The following is a 17,295-nucleotide window of genomic DNA, read 5'->3' on the forward strand; positions in this document are numbered from 1 at the left end:
GATGAGTGTGAAGATTGTCACAAACTAACTTGACCTTGCGTGCATTTGGATAGTCCACTAATAGTAGATTACGTATTTGTTCTGCCCACTCAATACGAGTTCGATGTTCATAGCTTTTAACTCGTCGCCAACCGTGAATCGGGTCTACAAATAGAAATATAGCTCTAGTGCAGGATGGCAGAAATAACTAACCAGTTACAAAATCCTAAAAGTCTTACCAATCAATACTTTTAACTGTCTTGAGTGTGTCTTACATTCTGAGGGGACCTCAGAATTACACACTCGCTTTTGAATGCATGACTTTTGACTTCCGCGTAGCGGCACTAGTATCATTGTGTTCATAGTAATAATCCTATGAACGCATCGTGACCTAGTTGAATAGGAATTAATTGTTTAACATCCCCTTTTAATTCCAAGACTGCTTCATCCATACAAATTAATGGTTGATCATCAGAGTGTTCAGCTATGTAGAAATCTAGAAGTACTTCCATTTGAGCTACAAAGCGGGCGCTGTCTTTTCCCGGGATGCAATATCGTTGTTTCTTCCCAGGCCGCAGTTGGTTTTTTTTAAACTCTGACGTACTGTTTATCTACTGATTTCGGTAACTATTCCACGTCGTTTTAGCTCCGAAACGAGCAAAGTGAGTGTCCATCGCATATGACCAGATGGAGGCTCACTACAGCAAATTGCTACAATCATGAGCATGACATGAGCCATCTAGTTTCCTGGGCACTGGAGGAGTGCTACCTTGGCGACATTTAATTCTGTCCAAGTTACTTATAACATTGGGTGTTGGTTGATGAAATTTTGCCAAAATGATTAACCTAAAATTGACTGGTGATTATATTTAGGTCTTAAAAACAATGCTCAAAAAAGCACTCGTGACAGGTTCAGCAGTAGGAATAGGTAGGGCAATCGCTCTAGATTTAGCCAGTAAAGGATTTGATGTAGCATTTCACTATAACCGCAGTGCAGATGCAGCCAATCAAGCAAGTCAAGAAGCAGCTAACTACGGAGTAAAATCTATTGCCCTACAAGCAGATGTTACCAAACCCGAACAGGCTAAATCTCTAGTAGATAATTCAGCTAAACAACTGGGTGGTTTATCAGTAGTAGTTAATAATGTGGGTAACTACCTCAGAAAACCCATTAGCAAAACATCTATAAAAGAGTGGCAGGAAGTTATTAATTCTAACCTCAATGCCACTTTTTATATTACTCAAGCAGCACTTCCCTATCTCAGAGCAGCTAATGGCGCACGCATAGTTAACTTCGCTTGTGCTCATGCCCAAAATGTGGTAGCACGCCGGACAAATACAGCTTATATAATTGCTAAAACAGGCATCATCATCTATACTAAATCTTTAGCTCAAGAGCTAATTCAAGACAAAATTACTGTTAACGTAGTATCGCCAGGAATAGCCGAAAATTCTTTTGATTTAGAAGAAATGATTCCTAAATTACCAGCTAAACGTCCAGCAACTTTGCCAGAAATTAACCATGCTGTTTGGTTTTTTATTAACCCTAATTCTGATTATATTACAGGGCAAGTTTTAGAAGTTTCTGGGGGCTGGAATTTGTAGTTATAATTTTTTCATCCCTATTTTTGACAATTTATATTTTGATATTACTGATTATTTAAACGCAAAATAAAAATGAGTTCTAATCAGGAGGAAATACCAGAAATTAAAAAAACTGAATCTAACTCAGAAACTTGGATAATAGGCAAAGAATTTAGATTTGAAGCTTCCCACCAACTACCTAATCACGATGGTAAATGTGCAAGATTGCATGGTCATTCTTGGCGTGGTGTTATTTATGTTTCTGGTAATGAATTAGTAAATTCTGGTGGAAAGCAGGGAATGATTATGGATTATGGAGATATAAAAAAACATCTAAAACCCCTGCTTGATGATTATTTAGACCACTATCACTTAAACGAAACTACAGGCTTAGTTAATCCTACCAGTGAAGCGATCGCTAAATGGATTTATGAGCAATTAGAAAATAAAATTCCTGGACTTGTAGCAGTTAGAATTGATGAAACTTGTACGAGTCAATGTATTTATTCAAAAGGGAAAAGTAATTTTTTGATTCTATAAAATTAGGAGTGCTATACTAATTTATTACTCCTAAATTGGTTGTGATAAATTTGAGTGTATTTATTTTTTTATGAAAAAATATTTTTTTTGATGTTATGGAAGTTGCTATTTTATTAGGGGTAATTGGGGGGAAATGATATTAGGTAAAGACACTAAATTATTTGTAGTAGGCAAAAAATATAACCTTAGAAATATATAGTGTTTAGAACTAAAAAGGCTTAAGTCCTGTAAATATTAAATTAATTTTTCACAGGTACTTATTATTGGTAAGATTGCCAAATTATTACTATTAGAACTCTCCGGAAAAGAGGGAGTAGGGAGTAGGGAGTAGGGGGAAATAATTGATGATTTACCTACGATAATTGATTTGATTTTTTATGATTGGAGATGTCTATTAAATAAATAACAAAATGAAATTACTCAGTATACTCATTTTACTTAGTATCACTACTACCGTGTTGGCCTTGGTAATCTTAAGTTTTCCTTGGAGACATCCCTTGCTCACAAACTTACAGATGAAATCTTTATTAGGTGGATTTCGGATATTATGGGGAATTTATTTGCGAGGCAAGTACAGCTATACTCAAGTCACTGTGATAGACTCAGAAAAATATGTTTTACCAACAACATTAAAAGAGTTTGCCGATACTGAAAAAAAGGCGTTGCACAGTGACGAATGATTTTATATTTTTGATGAACATGATTTTGGATTTGATAATTGCTAGAATGACTAATTAATGGTTTTTTTTAGTTAAAGTCTAAACTAATTTTTGGTAATATCATTCCATAATGTGCAACCCCCAAAATTCTTTTGGTGCGCGGGAGTAGGCAGCTTTGCTGTAGGCAGTAGGAAGAAGACAGTAGGAGAATGCTTTGGCCACTGTATCTATATATTTGAAAACCGCTATAAGCACTTTACTGGAAAAAGGCATTGCTGATTTGAGGTATGATATCATGTCCAGATAAGAGGGCGAGCAAAAAACTTTCTCCTTCTACTTCTGTTTCTTCTTCTTTGCTTCCCTCCTGAGGAAGTCCGACTGACTTTCCCTCCTGGGAGGGGCGCGCGGGTGGGTTGACTCCTAAGTTAAGTAATTAATATTAATATCATACACGCTCTTCAGCAACGCCTGGAAAAATTATAGACTTATTTTTCCATTTTTAATTGACAACTGGCAGCATTTTTATTCAATCGACTTTCCAGCAAAATTTGAAAATACACAAAAAACTTACCCATCTACTTGGTTAAATCTAGAGGGAGCAGTATAAGGTATACTAAAAGGTTAGAGGCTAGGGAATTAAAAAAATGGTCAACCAAAAACAACCTATCTTAAATAACGATGAAATTAAACAACTTTTTATTAAGGGCGTTAACATTTTTTTGGCAGGGTCAGCAATTACATTAGTATTTGGATTTATGATTTGGTTTGTCCATGGAACGATTATGGTTTCTGACCTATCAGAGAAAATTGTTGCTAAAGGTTGGGGTGCTTTAATTGCACTAATGGCTGTATTTTTATCTTTTATTGTACCTTCAATTGTTACTCTTTTCGGATTTGCGGTAATGGCATTATTAGTGTGGTGGTTATCTCGCGTTTTTTCCCAATATGAGGAATTTCAACCTACTGCTTTAATTGTTTATCAATTAGTAGCGCCTGTGGGAATGATAGCTGCTTTAATTTTAGCTTCACCAGTGTTGATTTCCTATGCAGTTATTCGCTTATTTAATGGTAGTGGGCAAGCTTTAATTTCTGAGGTTAAAGAAGCATCAAGTATTCTATTGCCACTTGAATCTGATAATAAGTTTATGAGTGGAACTCCAGCAGTTGAATCTCAATATTTAACAGGGGAAAAACTTATGAGTAGAACTCAAGCGGTTGAAACTCAATATTTAGAAGGAGAAAATTAGGAAGTCATACCGTTTCACGGAAGTTAAAAGTCAAAAGTTAAAAGTCAAAAGTAAGATTTTATAAATTCAAGACTTTGACGAAACAGTAGTTTGAGGAAATTATTTCACATTTAAAGTTTGAAATTATTTGTGACATCTTTAAAGTGAATTGGTATCAGAAGTCAGAAGTTATTGGTTACGGGTAAATACGGTTCAGTTAAAGATTTTTTTTTGAGTTCTGTAATCTGAAAATCTTATTTAATGGTTCTATATCATAAGAGTTTTGGTCTTATCTGAACAGTATTGGGTTACGAGTAGAAACATTCTCGCTTATAGGTAAAAAGTTTGCCTAAGCAAAAATGGAATGAAAAGACTAAACCCCTACAGTTTTTTTTCACCAATCATTTCATATTGCTATAGTCGGAAACGAATAATAATTTGTTTCATCTAATTAGGGTTTGCTGAAAAAGTCTTATTGGTGAGGGTAGGAGACAGGAGACAACCCACCCCCAACCCCTCCCAGGAGGGGAAGACAGGAGACAGGATAAATGGGTATTTAGAGGAGGTAGGAGTAAGAATTGTAAGAATGATTTTTCTGCCCAACTATGCGCCTAAAATACTAACTTTTTAAGTGTGAAGAGCTGAAAAACAGGCACTTTTGTTGAACAAAAAAAGGCTAAAACCTTTATCTGTAAATACTTTTAGATTTAATCAGCAAGCCCTAATTAGGAAAAATGATCGTGAATTTCAGGAATAGTTAATCCTCTTGAAGTATTTCCTACTCTAATATAAAATTCTAAACCTTTTTCGGTTTTAAGGAATGACTTTTTTAGCGATCTTTTGACATCAACAATACAAATTTCCTTGGTTTCTAAAGTTTCAATACGGACTTTAATATATTGAGGAAAACCAGCTCTAATGCGGTCATAAATAAAATTAGATAATGTTTGTTTAAATTTGTCTAGAGTTTCCAAGAAAGAAATATCTTTTTCTAAACCAAAAATATTACCATTCTCTTCAACTCCTATTAATAAAGTTCCTCCTTGAGAATTGAGAAAAACAACAATTGTTTTTAAAACATTAAATTTTAACTTTTCATTTTTGTGATATTTTTCAATATCCCATCGTAAAGTACTTTTAAATTCTAAACTATCGCTTTCCCCTTGTTTAATCAATTCATCTATAGGTTTAAACTCGTCTATTTTACGAATAGTCGTTAAAAATCTTCTTAATTTTCGTTCCTCAATTTTTTGATTCAGTTCTTCTTCTGTATCTGCTACTTCTATGACTGTTTGATTAATAACTGCAATATATTTCCCCCAATATTGGTCTTCTAAGTGTTCTCTATTTTTTTCAATCCATCGGTCATTTTTAACGTTACCCCAACTATTAAAATCAGTAATTGCTTCTTTAATAGACTTGTCTAAAATTTCAAAAACATCGCCTTTCATATTCTTGGAAATATAATCCCAAGCACCTTTTTTAAAAGCATCGCGACAGTCAGTTACGCTATCATTTGCTGTTAAGATAATCACAAAAGAAGAAAGATTTCGAGATTGAACTTCCTCTAGGACAGCAAAACCACTATCATCTGCTTCCATACGCATATCAGCAACAATAATGTCAAAAGGATTTTGTAATTTTTCTGTTGCTTCTTTAGCGCTAACTGCTGTTTCAATATTTTGATAACCAAAGTCTTCTTTTAACAACTCTATTAATTCTTCGAGATAATTTTGGTTATCTTCAACTAATAGTAAATGAACGTTTTTTGTTTCCATAGTTAATCCTGTTATTTTTGAATTTTGATTTAACTTTTCCTACCGATAACCATAAGTAATATACATTTCAAACATTACATCATTTTCTCTGGTTTCTTTAATATAACCTCCAATTTCATATAGAGTTCTACGAATAATATGCAATCCTAAACCACTACCTTGACCTTTTTTGGAAGTAGTGATTAGGGGTTTAAATATCCATTATTTTTGATTTTCAGGAATACCTTTACCATTGTCAGAAAATTCTATTAATAAATATTTTTTTTCTCCAGGTATACTCTGACCTATGATACCTTTAGCTTTAATAATATCTTGAGATTTCATTTTGATAATTAAATGTTGTTGGTATTAATTATGTTTTATATCATGTTCCCCCTCCGGGGGAGCTACGCTAACGGTTGAATACTTATAAATAACTATTGTGAGGAGTCAGGAATCAACCCACCCCTCGCCCCTCCCCCTCCCAGGAGAGGAAGTCAGGAGTCAGGAGGGAAGAAAGGAGAAAAAGAGGAAATATTGGTATTGGGGGTATTGATAATTTCAGTATTTATTTGGTACTGTCGGTATTGTCAGTCCTTAAATTTTATTTATAACTGACCTGTCCGAACATGATATTAGAGAATTTTCCACCATTTCATTTAAAAAACTTTTGATTTTTTCTTCATCTCCATAAGATTCTGAGTCACCATTAATAATTGATCATTGAATTTATGTATTTTAAATTTTTGGATTAACTTGCCATTTTTCAAATATTTTTTTCACTAGAAAGTGTTTATTTTTAATAGCTATACCTTTATTTATTGCTTTCAAATCGCTCAAAGCAGCTTCAGTTAATTCTAGTTGAGTTCAAAGTTTTTCAAACTGGGAATAGTTTTGAGATTCACTACCAATTTTACGGATCACCCGACGAGTTTTTGACTTAATAACTGCTAATTCATTATTGAAAAAGTCAGAAATATCATGGGCAGTTTTAGAAATAACAGATAGGATTTCTTGGTAATGACCTTCAGTAATTTTGTATATTTTGTATTGTTGTGTTTATCTCCGTTTGGCAATTTTTTCTACTAATTTTTCAATTTTTTCAATAATGTCATTTAAAATTAAATTTTTGTCTTGATAGTTCCTTAAAATACGGTAAGCAATACTTTTTAAAATAGCAATTTCGTTGCCTATTTTATGATACTATGATACATTTATTCGTTAAGCATTTCCGTATCTTCTAACTTAATTTTGGGATCAATTATATCGAAATATTCTTCTGAGGTTAAGTTAAGAGTTAACTTTTTTAAAGCATCAGCATAACGAGGTGAGTGTTGAGCAATTTCGTCTAGCTTTTCTATAGCTTTTTTGTGATCAGAGTTATTAGCTAAAATACTTTTGGCACTGTAGAGTAAAGTTTTTTCTTGATCGTCATAATTATCAACTGCTTCATCGAAATATTGACCGCCTTTTTTTGGTTGTTTAATAGAATAATATAGTCTTCCTAGTGTTAGTCGAATTACATTGGCATGGTATTGTAATAAATCAGTTAAATTAATTTTTTCTAGTTGTTCAATTGCTGGTTGATATTGGCCTGATTCTTCTAGTGCTGTTGCATATTTGTATCGTATATAGTTATTATCTTCTAACTTTAAATGATTTCTCAAAAAATTTACAAGATTCTTCAAATTTGCCTAATTCTATTAAAGCAATAGCATAGCTAGTAAGAGTTTTAACATTATCAGGTTCCAATTTTAGAGCTTTTTCAAAATAAAGTTTAGCTTGAAGAAGGAGACAGGAGACAGGAGATGGAGACAGGAGGAAAATTACATGGGGATTTCATCCCTGGGAATTTTGAACACCGTGTAGACGGTGGGGTATTAAACCCACAAAGAAAATGATAATTAACAATAATACCATGTCCGGTTGAACAGTTATAAATAAATGATGGAGAAGTCAGGAGTCAGGAGTTAGAAGTCAGGAAGGAAGAAAGGGGAAGAGAAGGAGAAAGTTTTTTTATCACTAATTATCCGGACATGATATAACATCAGTATTATCAGGTTCTAGTTCCAAAGCTTGTTCAAACCAAGGCAAAGATTCTTGGGTTTTTCCTAATTTTATCAAATAATTGGCATCGTCAATAATGCCTTGTAGAGATACTCTTAAAAAAGGAAAAGATTCTACACTTTTGCCTAATTTTATTAAACCATTAACGTAATTATTAATAGTTTTGACATTATCAGGCTCAAGTTGTAGAGATTTTTCAAATAAAGGTAAGGATTTTTCTACTCTTTCTAATTTGATTAAAGCACTAGCATAGTTAGTAATAGTTTTAACATTATTAGGCTCAAGTTGTAGAGATTTTTCAAATAAAGGTAAGGATTCTTCTACTCTTTCTAATTTGATTAAAGCACTAGCATAGTTAGTAATAGTTTTAACATTATTAGGCGCAGAGATTTTTCAAATATAGCAATGTGCGCTGGCATATTTACAAATTACAAGAACTGTCCAATAGCTAAAAGTCTTATATTATAGGTTTTTTATTCCCCCTTCCGGAGCTGTTGCCTGTTGCCTGCGCACAGCACTATAAAGGTAAGGATTTTCTATTCTGTCTGACTTGATTAAACTATTAGCATATTTATTGATAACTTTAATATTATTCGGTTCTAATTGTGTTGCCTTTTCAAACCAAGGTAAAGAATCTTCAACTTTAGCAAAACTTAGAACATTCCTAAATTCTCAAACTCAACCATAGATGATTTTTTGCATTGGTGAATGCGTAATGCTTTTGTCTCAAATATCTATGAAAAAACTATAATTGTACCGTTCATAAATATTTAATGGCATTACCTAATCACCAACCCCTGATTTTTGTCTTTTGCCTTTTTACTTTTGCCTTCTCAAGACAACTCCCTTCCTTTAATTTCTGATAAAATAGTCTCATCCGGCACCTCCCCATCTGTATAATAACCCGCCGCTTTCTTCGCAGCAATTTCCACTTGCGCATCTTCCGGCACCAACTCATCAGGAATAGGTACGCGCTCAACTATTTTAATCCCAGAATTAACAATAGCATTATACTTCATATCGCTCATCGACACGAAACGGTCAATTTTCGTAATGCCCAACCAGTGTAAAACATCTGGCATCATTTCCTGAAACCGCATATCTTGGACTCCCGCAACACATTCAGTTCGAGCAAAATAAGCATCCGCGCGATCGCCACCTTCCTGTCTTTTCCGAGCATTGTAAACCAAAAACTTAGTCACCTCTCCCAACCCTCTCCCCTCTTTACGGAAATAAACAATGACACCGACACCTCCCTCCTGCGCTGTCTGAATACAAACCTCAATGCCATGCACCAAATAGGGGCGACAAGTACAAATATCAGAACCGAAAACATCCGAACCATTACACTCATCGTGAACTCTGACTGCAAGTTTCTTCGTGGGGTCAGCAACATCAGCAACATTTCCCACTATATATACAGTCGTACCACCAATAGGAGGCAAAAATAAATGTAAATCTGGGCGCGTTACCAATTCCGGAAACATTCCACCCATTTGTTGAAACAACACCCGACGCAAGTCACTTTCTTCCACATTCAGTCGTTTAGCTACCCCAGGCAAATGCCAAACTGGGTCGATCGCTGCTTTCGTTACCACCAAGTTGCCATTATCTTTAACAATATTGCCATCAACTTTCAATACACCTCTGGCAACAGCATCCTGTAATTCTGGCATATTAATATTTGCCTTCGTGACTGCAATAGTAGGTCGGATATCGTATCCTTGTTCATAGTAAGATGCAAATACTTCTTCCACCACTGCCCCTAATGGATCGAGACAGACAATTTTATCGGGGTCATACCAGCTTGGATAGGGGCCAATATGTGCTGCCGGAGAAGTATTTGTTAAATCAGCACGGTGATTTGATTGTAGTTTACCAGAGGCGATCGCCAGGGCACGATAAACAGCATAAGAACCGGAGTGAGTACCAATGACATTACGATGGTTAGGGTTACTCAAAGATCCAATCGCAGGTCCTCGCTCTATGGGGTCTTGAGCACCCCACTGCACGGGAATTGGTTTTTTGTCGGCAGGACCAGGATGAGATGTTAATACAATATGTTTATGCTTTGCCATTTTTTCTTAACTTTGAGATAATAATTACGCCATTAATTTTAATAAAATCAAGCATAGCATAATGTAACAAAGAACAACTTCAAGACCTTTTAATGAAAATCAAACAACATGAATTTCTATTGCCATAGTGTTCTATAATTAAGTGAGTATTTATCCAATAATACAGCACTTTTAATTTAAGAAGTGTGAGGCACAGTTTAATCCCTGTCCCCTATTCTCTGGTGACTTTGCTCAACTAAATAACTCTAGTAAAATATTAAGTTAAATAGATTCTGATGAATTATATTAATCGTCGTCAATTTATTCAGTATAGTAGCCTCGCTATTAGTACCAGTATATTAACAAGTTGTGCTACTCCTAATAACTCCAACTCTACTGCTAAAAATAATAAAAATCTTGACAAAGTAACCTATGGAACTAATTGGTATGCTCAAGGCGAACATGGAGGTTTTTATCAAGCAATTGCTACAGGAATTTATGAAGATTATGGTTTAGAAGTTACTATTAGAATGGGAAATGCTCAAGTAAATGGAACTCAGCTATTAGTAGGGGGAGGAATTGACTTTTTTATGGGGTCTAGTCTAGAAGCAATTCGCTCTGTAGAAATAGGAATTCCTACTATTACAGTTGCAGCTATTTTCCAAAAAGACCCCCAAGTATTAATTGCTCATCCAGGAGTAGGAAATGACTCTTTAGAACAACTAAAAGGCAAACCGATTTTAGTATCATCTTTAGCTGAAAAAGGCTATTGGCAATTTCTCAAAACTAAGTTTGGTTATACAGACGACCAGAGACGTCCTTATAATTCTAGTGTAGTTCCGTTTTTAGTAGATAAAAATGTAATTCAGCAAGGTTATCTGACATCTGAACCTTTCACAATCCAGCAAAAAGGAGGCTTTGAACCAGTAGTTATGTTATTAGCAGATGCTGGCTATAAACCTTATGCGACTACTATAGAAACAACAAAAGAAATGTTAGAAAAAAATCCTGATTTAGTCCAGAGATTTGTCCATGCTTCTATCAAAGGTTGGTATAGTTATTTAGAAAATCCCGAACCGGCAAATCAATTAATTAAAAAAGATAACCCAGAAATGAAAGATGATTTATTAGCTTATAGTTTAGAAAAAATGAAAAAATATGGTATTATTATTTCTGGAGATGCTTCCACAAAAGGTATCGGTGCTATGACAGACGAACGCTGGAAATTATTCTTTGATAGTGTAGTAGAAGCAGGATTAATTGAGCCAGATACTAATTATAAAGAAGCTTTTACTTTACAATTTGTTAATCAGGGAGTAGAAGCATATCAGTAATTAAAAAGCAATCAGCAATCAGCAGTCAGCAGTCAGCAGTAAATGTGTGCATTTGCGGAGCATTCCGGAACAGAAAGAGGATTTCAACCCCTAGCTCTAAAAGCTGAATCCTGTTTGCGGAGCATTCCGGTACGGAAATACTAAAAGCTAATAGCTAGTTAATAATTAATAATTAATCATCACCTATCCTGACAGTTATAGGATTGGTGAACAGAGTTTTGTTTGATTAATTTCTTATTTAAAACAGAGGCTTTAAACCTTAATTATCCGGTCAAAAATACTGGATAATTAATATTATATCAACAAATGAATATCACCAAACCCAAAATAGTTAAATACTCAGTTTATCACCTAATATACTAATTTTTATCAATAGTATTTACTGTATAATATAAATGAGCAAATAAGATGACGCAAGAGGTAAATTATGTCTATTAATCTCAGCAAAGGTGAAAGAGTAAATCTTTCCAAAGAATCTCCCAATTTGAAGCAAGCAGGTATTGGCTTGGGATGGGATATAAATACTACAGACACAGGGTCAGCATTTGACTTAGATGCTTCTGTATTTATGTTAGGAGCTAATGGAAAAATTCCAGCAGAAAAATACTTTGTTTTCTACAATAATCTCATCTCACCAGATAGTTCTGTTAAACATTCAGGAGATAGTAGAACAGGAGAAGGTTCGGGAGATGATGAAGTAATAGAAATTGATTTAACAATAGTAGACCAAGCTATTCAAGAAATAGTATTTGTAGTGACTATCCATGAAGCAGATGCCAGAAGACAAAACTTTGGACAAGTTAGAAATTCTTTTATTAGAATCTACGATATTACCACCGAAGAAGAAGTAGCTAAATATGAATTAGAAGAAGATTTTTCACGAGAAACAGCTCTAGAATTTGGCAGACTTTATCGCAAAGATAATGATTGGAGATTCCAAGCTGTCGGACAAGGTTATAACTCTGGTTTACAAGGATTTGTCGATAAATATGCCTCTTAAATCAGCTAATATTATTAAGTAGAACATGGTAAATTTTGGGCGCTATGTATCAAATTGTAAATTAGCTCAAAAGTTTATATTGATTGCCTTTATGGTTTTTTTGATTAAAAATGCAACGTCTTTTTTTTAGCTTGCTCTACTTAGAATAATTTAGGAATTTGGCAATCAATGAAGAATATTTTTTTATTTAATCAAATTTAATCAGGTAAAAAATTATGCCCATATCTCTCGAAAAAATTGAAAGAGATGCTCCTAGATTAATCGATCTTGCTAAAAAAGCAGACATTTCAATCCTCAAGGCAAATCTGACAAATCATTAGGCTAAAGTTGCACTTTGTCTAGGTATTTCTGGCTCCATGTCCTACATTTATTCATCTGGTAAAATTCAAACTTTAGCAGAAAAAATATTAGCTCTAGAGCGTAGGTTCGATGATAACGGTTCTATAGAAATTTTTCTGTTTGGACAACATTCTCATCGGGTAGGAGAAATGACTTTCGGTAACTTCCAAAATTTTATTCCTAACATAGAAGAAGAATATCCTCTAGAAACAGGAACTTATTATGGCAAAGCCATGAAAATGATTAGAAATTTCTATTTTCCGGAGGGAAATGGCGATAGTAGAAATTCTCCTTTTGCTGCAGATAAACCCATTTATGTAATGTTTGTCACTGATGGGGCAACTACTGATGAAGAGGAAACACAAAACCAGTTAAAATGGTCGTCTTTTGAGCCAATTTTTTGGCAGTTTTAGATAGGAATTTTATGACAAGGGTAAAGCAACAGACAACAGGCAACAGGCAACAGGCAACAGGGGTAAAGAGGATGACCTTTTGATCACAGGATTTGGTATAATATAGTCTGGTGTTCAAACCAGGCTACTGCAACTTTTATTGTCTATATAGTAATCATTACTAACTAACAGTAAATTCAGTTAAACTGCGTTTATAGGGGGCATGAAATCCTAAGACAATATCTTTTTTAGGAACCCCAGCAGTTATTAATTGATTAGCAATTCCGATTTCTGTTCCATCTCTTTGAATCCAAATTTTATTATCTCTTAAGTCAACATGAATAATCACACCATAGATTCTTTTTTGTTCTTTCCAGCCAATATTTAAGACTTGGTAATGATGGCGTTTGGTGTCAAATAGAAGTTGAATTTCTGTGTTACTTTTTCCATCATTAACTGAATGTTCGGTGAGAATATCTTGGATAAGTTGAGAGTAATCTATTCTTTCCATAACACGACCTCCTGCTTGATAGAATCAAAAATTAAGAGTTTAATTTTATATTCCGCCAAAGAATCTTGAATAAATTGACGAGAAAAGAAATCTTCATAAGTATCTTGAGGAATCGCTAAATAGAGAATCCTTTCAGAATCTTCCTGTTTTAAGACTAACCTATAATTGAGGATTTGTCCTAATGCAAGATGAAATTCTGTGACTTCTGATGCTCCTAAGAAAGATTTAATTTCTATGGCGATTTTTTGACCTGCTTTTTCGGCTGCAATTAATCTTTCTGCACCCAAGTTAATGTAAAATTCTACGTCATTTACTTTCAAATAAAGTGGATCGTTAGTAATCTTCCAGCCATCTTTTTCAATGGCGATACAAACGGATTGATGAAATATATCTTTGGCTGACACAGAATTTAATGATTAACACAATTACATTAGTATAAATAGTTATTATCTCTAGCCGCAGGAGCAAGCTTTTAAGAAACCTTGAAAATTCAATATTTATCCTCAATATAAACTATCTCCTACAGATATTTTATAATCGCCAATTAATACATAATTCCTCGCCCTTTTTCATTAAACTCTTTAAAAGTTTGCTCTGATAACTCCTGAGTAGTCATTGCTTGTAAAACAGAAAATGGTAATGTCAGATGATTAGCACCTGCCAGTAAAGTGGCCACAGCCTCATCAGGAGATTTTATACTTGCTGCTAAAATTTCTGTACCGCTACCCTGCACTACCTCAGCCATTTCCCGTACCAACTTTAAACCATCTCCCAATAATCTTGTTGCCCGGTTAACATAGGCGATCGCATATTTAGCACCCGCCTCTACAGCTACTACTGCTTGAGCGGGATGATATATTCCTGTCACAGAACAATTAATTTCTCCAGACAGATGAGATAGAGCTTGAAAACCAGTGGCAGTTGCCGGAATTTTCAGAACTATTTTATGGCCAATTAATTTTGATGCAGTTTTCGCTTCTGCCATCATGTCATCAAAATTAGTAGCAGTAAGTTGGTAATATAATTCTCCAGAAACAATTTCTGAAAGTTCCTTTAATGTAGCTTCTGGAGACAAATCGCTTTTTACTAACAAAGTAGGGTTAGTTGTCACACCAGATATCCAACCAAATTTACTGGCAACTCTAGCTTCTGTTACTATTGCGGAATCAAGATAAAGAACCATTTTTTTTCTCCTACAAAAATTGGCGTTGCTGAAGCACGTGTATGATATTAATTTTAATTACGGGGTTGCACATTATGGAATGATTTTGCCAAAAATTGCTTTAGATTTTGACTAAGAAAAACCTAATATTAATCATTCTAGCAATTGATTAATCCACAATCCAATTCAATCAAAAATATCAAATCATTCGTCACTGTGCAACACCTTAATTACTAAGAAGTCAGTCCTCAGTCCTCAGGAGGGAACAAAGGAAGATATATATTTTTTAATTTCTTCCCCCTCTCCCCACATTCCCCTCCTGGGAGGGGTTAGGGGTAAGTTCCCCCAATGCGAAAATGTAGCAAACATTGATCGCGCTTGGTATAACCTACAACCTACTACCTACTACTAATTCCCTCAAAAGGTCCTAAAAAAGTAGGGCGAGGGCGAGTAATATGAACCTCTAACAATGCTTTTAAGACTGCCAAAAGTTCGCGGAGAGAATAACGTCTCATAGAATCATTTCTAAACTTTCCCCAATCTGGTGTACCTAAACCTGTAGCATCTACTCCCAGTTGACGACAGGTATAAACCGCACGAGGCAAATGATAACTTTGAGTTACTAAAACTGCTTGGGTAATGCCAAATATTTCTTTAGCACGATAACAACTTTCATAAGTGCTAAAACCAGCATAATCTAAAGTAATATCATCAACAGGTATACCACGGGAAATTGCATATTCTTGCATTGCTTTCACTTCATTATAATCAGGAGTACCATTGTCACCAGTCATCAAAATTTTTTTAACACTACCAGTTTTGTACAAGTTAACAGCTCCTTGTACTCGGTCAGCTAACATTGGTGTGGGAGTACCATCTTCCCATACTCCTGCCCCAAAAACTATAGCAATAGGTTGCTCTGGCACTTCTTCCGGGTTTTTGTATCGATATTTGCTTGTCGCTATTCTGACATAAACGTTTAAAGCTAGAGGAATTAGTAGTATTGTTAATATTAAAACTAGAAAAATTAAGCGTTGATTGAGTAAAAATAATTTAGGTAACATAATTAAAAATAGGTTGTATATTTTAGGTTTTAGGTGTTATATCAAATCCTGATAAATAAACTTTTAATACAAGGTAAAATCAGGGATAAAAGCTTAGTATTAACTACTATCAGGCATCTTCAATCATCAAAATTAAAATCGATCATCGTATACCAATCATCCATTATTTACCGGAAAATTGTGGTTTAAATTATCCCATTTTAAGGGGATAATAAATATTTTTTTCCTGTTCATCAATCAATTACGTTTTCAAGGAGAGGTAATTAATAATTATTAATTGTTGAACCCTATTCCCTATTCCCTTTGTGTGCCAAACCAATTGCTTCAGAAATAGAATTTAATCCTCTTTCATCTAACTTTTGCAGTAATCCTTGGAGAATTTGTTTGACCATTCCCGGTCCTTGATAGACCCATCCTGTGTAAACTTGAATTAGACTTGCCCCCGCAGTAATTTTATCCCAAGCATCTTCTACAGTAAATATACCCCCTACACCAATAATTGGTAATTTTCCTTGAGTTTCTTGCCAGATAAATTTAATGATTTCTGTTGCTCTTTGAGTTAATGGTGCGCCACTAATTCCACCTGCTTCTTCAGTGACAAGTTTACCAGTTTTGGCAATAATTTTAGTTTTTAATTCATCACGGGAAATAGTTGTATTGGTGGCAATAATTCCAGAGATTTGATATTGTTTAATCAGGTCTAGTATTGAGGCGATCGCTTCTTTTTCTAAGTCTGGTGCAATCTTAACTAAAATTGGCTTAACACCTTTATTTTCTGCTTGTAAATCTGCTAAAATATTACTTAAGTTGTCAGTGTTTTGCAGGGAACGTAGCCCAGGAGTATTAGGAGAAGAAACATTGACTACAAAATAATCACCCCAATCTTTTAACAACTTAAAACTACCTAAATAATCGGTTGCTGCTGCCTCTAAAGAGGTTATCTTGGATTTACCAATATTTATACCATAAGGGAAAAAATTCGGATAAAAAGAATAATTATTCTCCTGTAATCTGAGAACCTCTGGAATATTTTTTCCTTGAGATTGTAATCTCATAGCTAAAGCAGCAGCACCTTGATTATTAAATCCCATTCTATTCAAAGCAGCTCGATCCATTGGCAAACGAAACAATCTTGGCTGAGGATTTCCCGGTTGTTGATGAAGAGTAACTGTACCAAGTTCAGCAAACCCAAAACCTAATTGAGGCCAGGCATTAATGGCCACACCATCTTTATCATATCCTGCAGCTAAACCCACGGGATTTTTAAAGTTTAATCCCCACAAAGTTTGTTCTAGGCGAATATCCTCAAAACATAAAGATTTTTGCATTATTGTCTGCAAGCTACTTATTAGTTTACTGGAGGAGTTAGTATCCATAAAACTGAGAATATTTAGAAGTTGATGATGTACCCATTCTGGATCAGCTTTTAATCCAGAAAATAGAGTCGGAAATATGACAGAACGATAAATATTTAACACTTGATTCTAAATAGTAGTTGACAATTAAAAACTAAAAATTAAAACTCAAATTTTTATCAGGTATAATCTTGGAATGACAAGACTCTTTTTGATCAAAGCACACTAATTAATTCTCGATCATCAATATATCATTTAGATCGAGTTAG

The 17,295-nt window shown here is 34.4% G+C and carries 19 protein-coding genes and 1 pseudogene; 7 read left to right on the forward strand and 13 right to left on the reverse strand.

Translation table 11 applies throughout. From position 1 onward, the window contains the following. Positions 1 to 338 precede the first annotated feature (338 nt). On the reverse strand, positions 339 to 491 hold the full coding sequence (locus F6K27_RS34280) for a hypothetical protein (RefSeq protein ID WP_161564672.1): 153 nt from the start codon (positions 489 to 491) through the stop codon (positions 339 to 341). A gap of 373 nt (positions 492 to 864) precedes the next feature. Here F6K27_RS34280 and tmpR point away from each other — a divergent pair, with 373 nt between their 5' ends. The 4 genes from tmpR (at position 865) to F6K27_RS03160 (ending at position 4,009) form a co-directional block, all read left to right on the forward strand. Then, positions 865 to 1,584 carry a bifunctional dihydropteridine reductase/dihydrofolate reductase TmpR gene (gene tmpR / locus F6K27_RS03145; RefSeq protein ID WP_287273869.1) on the forward strand — a complete coding sequence of 240 codons (720 nt, stop codon included), beginning with the start codon at positions 865 to 867 and terminating at the stop codon, positions 1,582 to 1,584. A 72-nt stretch (positions 1,585 to 1,656) separates the two neighbouring features. Then, on the forward strand, positions 1,657 to 2,103 hold the full coding sequence (queD, locus tag F6K27_RS03150) for a 6-carboxytetrahydropterin synthase QueD (RefSeq protein ID WP_287273871.1): 447 nt from the start codon (positions 1,657 to 1,659) through the stop codon (positions 2,101 to 2,103). A 410-nt stretch (positions 2,104 to 2,513) separates the two neighbouring features. Beyond that, complete coding sequence (locus F6K27_RS03155) at positions 2,514 to 2,783, forward strand: hypothetical protein (RefSeq protein WP_287273872.1); 270 nt, start codon at positions 2,514 to 2,516, stop codon at positions 2,781 to 2,783. A gap of 623 nt (positions 2,784 to 3,406) precedes the next feature. Beyond that, on the forward strand, positions 3,407 to 4,009 hold the full coding sequence (locus F6K27_RS03160; RefSeq protein WP_287273873.1) for a hypothetical protein: 603 nt from the start codon (positions 3,407 to 3,409) through the stop codon (positions 4,007 to 4,009). A gap of 704 nt (positions 4,010 to 4,713) precedes the next feature. Here the strand turns inward: F6K27_RS03160 and F6K27_RS03165 are convergent. From F6K27_RS03165 to F6K27_RS03185, 7 genes and pseudogenes are all read right to left on the reverse strand, one after another. Next, positions 4,714 to 5,766, reverse strand: a complete 1,053-nt coding sequence (locus F6K27_RS03165) for an RNA-binding domain-containing protein (RefSeq protein ID WP_287273874.1) — start codon at positions 5,764 to 5,766, stop codon at positions 4,714 to 4,716. A gap of 201 nt (positions 5,767 to 5,967) precedes the next feature. Beyond that, entirely contained in the window at positions 5,968 to 6,090 is a 123-nt protein-coding gene (locus F6K27_RS03170) for a hypothetical protein (protein WP_287273875.1), read from the reverse strand. 869 nt (positions 6,091 to 6,959) lie between these two features. Continuing rightward, a complete protein-coding gene (locus F6K27_RS03175) occupies positions 6,960 to 7,412 on the reverse strand; it encodes a lipopolysaccharide assembly protein LapB (protein WP_161564674.1) in 453 nt (150 codons plus the stop codon). Next, the gene (locus F6K27_RS33495) at positions 7,384 to 7,572 is read right to left on the reverse strand and encodes a tetratricopeptide repeat protein (RefSeq protein ID WP_124146921.1); all 189 of its coding nucleotides are present in this window, start codon (positions 7,570 to 7,572) and stop codon (positions 7,384 to 7,386) included. The genes F6K27_RS03175 and F6K27_RS33495 overlap by 29 nt, the downstream gene beginning before the upstream one ends. 195 nt (positions 7,573 to 7,767) lie before the next feature. Continuing rightward, positions 7,768 to 7,869, reverse strand: coding sequence for a tetratricopeptide repeat protein (locus F6K27_RS03180; RefSeq protein WP_287273877.1), 102 nt, complete (start codon positions 7,867 to 7,869; stop codon positions 7,768 to 7,770). A gap of 123 nt (positions 7,870 to 7,992) precedes the next feature. Next, positions 7,993 to 8,202, reverse strand: a pseudogene (locus F6K27_RS33500) (hypothetical protein); the annotation flags it as partial. A gap of 443 nt (positions 8,203 to 8,645) precedes the next feature. After that, a complete protein-coding gene (locus F6K27_RS03185) occupies positions 8,646 to 9,890 on the reverse strand; it encodes a GTP cyclohydrolase II (protein WP_287273879.1) in 1,245 nt (414 codons plus the stop codon). A gap of 275 nt (positions 9,891 to 10,165) precedes the next feature. On the opposite strand from F6K27_RS03185, the gene F6K27_RS03190 reads away from it, so the two are divergent. The 3 genes from F6K27_RS03190 (at position 10,166) to F6K27_RS03200 (ending at position 12,955) form a co-directional block, all read left to right on the forward strand. Continuing rightward, the gene (locus F6K27_RS03190; RefSeq protein WP_287273880.1) at positions 10,166 to 11,203 is read left to right on the forward strand and encodes an ABC transporter substrate-binding protein; all 1,038 of its coding nucleotides are present in this window, start codon (positions 10,166 to 10,168) and stop codon (positions 11,201 to 11,203) included. 427 nt (positions 11,204 to 11,630) lie between these two features. Beyond that, positions 11,631 to 12,203, forward strand: coding sequence for a TerD family protein (locus F6K27_RS03195; protein WP_124146895.1), 573 nt, complete (start codon positions 11,631 to 11,633; stop codon positions 12,201 to 12,203). Between the two features lie 356 nt (positions 12,204 to 12,559). Continuing rightward, positions 12,560 to 12,955 carry a VWA domain-containing protein gene (locus tag F6K27_RS03200; RefSeq protein ID WP_375339651.1) on the forward strand — a complete coding sequence of 132 codons (396 nt, stop codon included), beginning with the start codon at positions 12,560 to 12,562 and terminating at the stop codon, positions 12,953 to 12,955. Positions 12,956 to 13,115: 160 nt separating this feature from the next. Here the strand turns inward: F6K27_RS03200 and F6K27_RS03205 are convergent, their stop codons facing one another. The 5 genes from F6K27_RS03205 to F6K27_RS03225 form a co-directional block, all read right to left on the reverse strand. Further along, positions 13,116 to 13,445 carry a XisI protein gene (locus F6K27_RS03205; RefSeq protein WP_287273881.1) on the reverse strand — a complete coding sequence of 110 codons (330 nt, stop codon included), beginning with the start codon at positions 13,443 to 13,445 and terminating at the stop codon, positions 13,116 to 13,118. Beyond that, complete coding sequence (locus F6K27_RS03210; RefSeq protein WP_287273883.1) at positions 13,433 to 13,849, reverse strand: XisH family protein; 417 nt, start codon at positions 13,847 to 13,849, stop codon at positions 13,433 to 13,435. Before F6K27_RS03210 ends, F6K27_RS03205 begins: the two co-directional genes overlap by 13 nt. Before the next feature lie 140 nt (positions 13,850 to 13,989). After that, positions 13,990 to 14,628: a transaldolase family protein gene (locus F6K27_RS03215; RefSeq protein ID WP_287239868.1), complete on the reverse strand. Its 639-nt coding sequence runs from the start codon at positions 14,626 to 14,628 to the stop codon at positions 13,990 to 13,992. A 377-nt stretch (positions 14,629 to 15,005) separates the two neighbouring features. Then, positions 15,006 to 15,671: a vancomycin high temperature exclusion protein gene (locus F6K27_RS03220; protein WP_287273885.1), complete on the reverse strand. Its 666-nt coding sequence runs from the start codon at positions 15,669 to 15,671 to the stop codon at positions 15,006 to 15,008. A gap of 287 nt (positions 15,672 to 15,958) precedes the next feature. Continuing rightward, complete coding sequence (locus F6K27_RS03225) at positions 15,959 to 17,149, reverse strand: quinone-dependent dihydroorotate dehydrogenase (protein WP_287273886.1); 1,191 nt, start codon at positions 17,147 to 17,149, stop codon at positions 15,959 to 15,961. Positions 17,150 to 17,295: the final 146 nt, after the last annotated feature.

Origin of the sequence: Okeania sp. SIO2F5 (genome assembly GCF_010692685.1) — a bacterium.
GTDB lineage: Bacteria > Cyanobacteriota > Cyanobacteriia > Cyanobacteriales > Microcoleaceae > Okeania > Okeania hirsuta.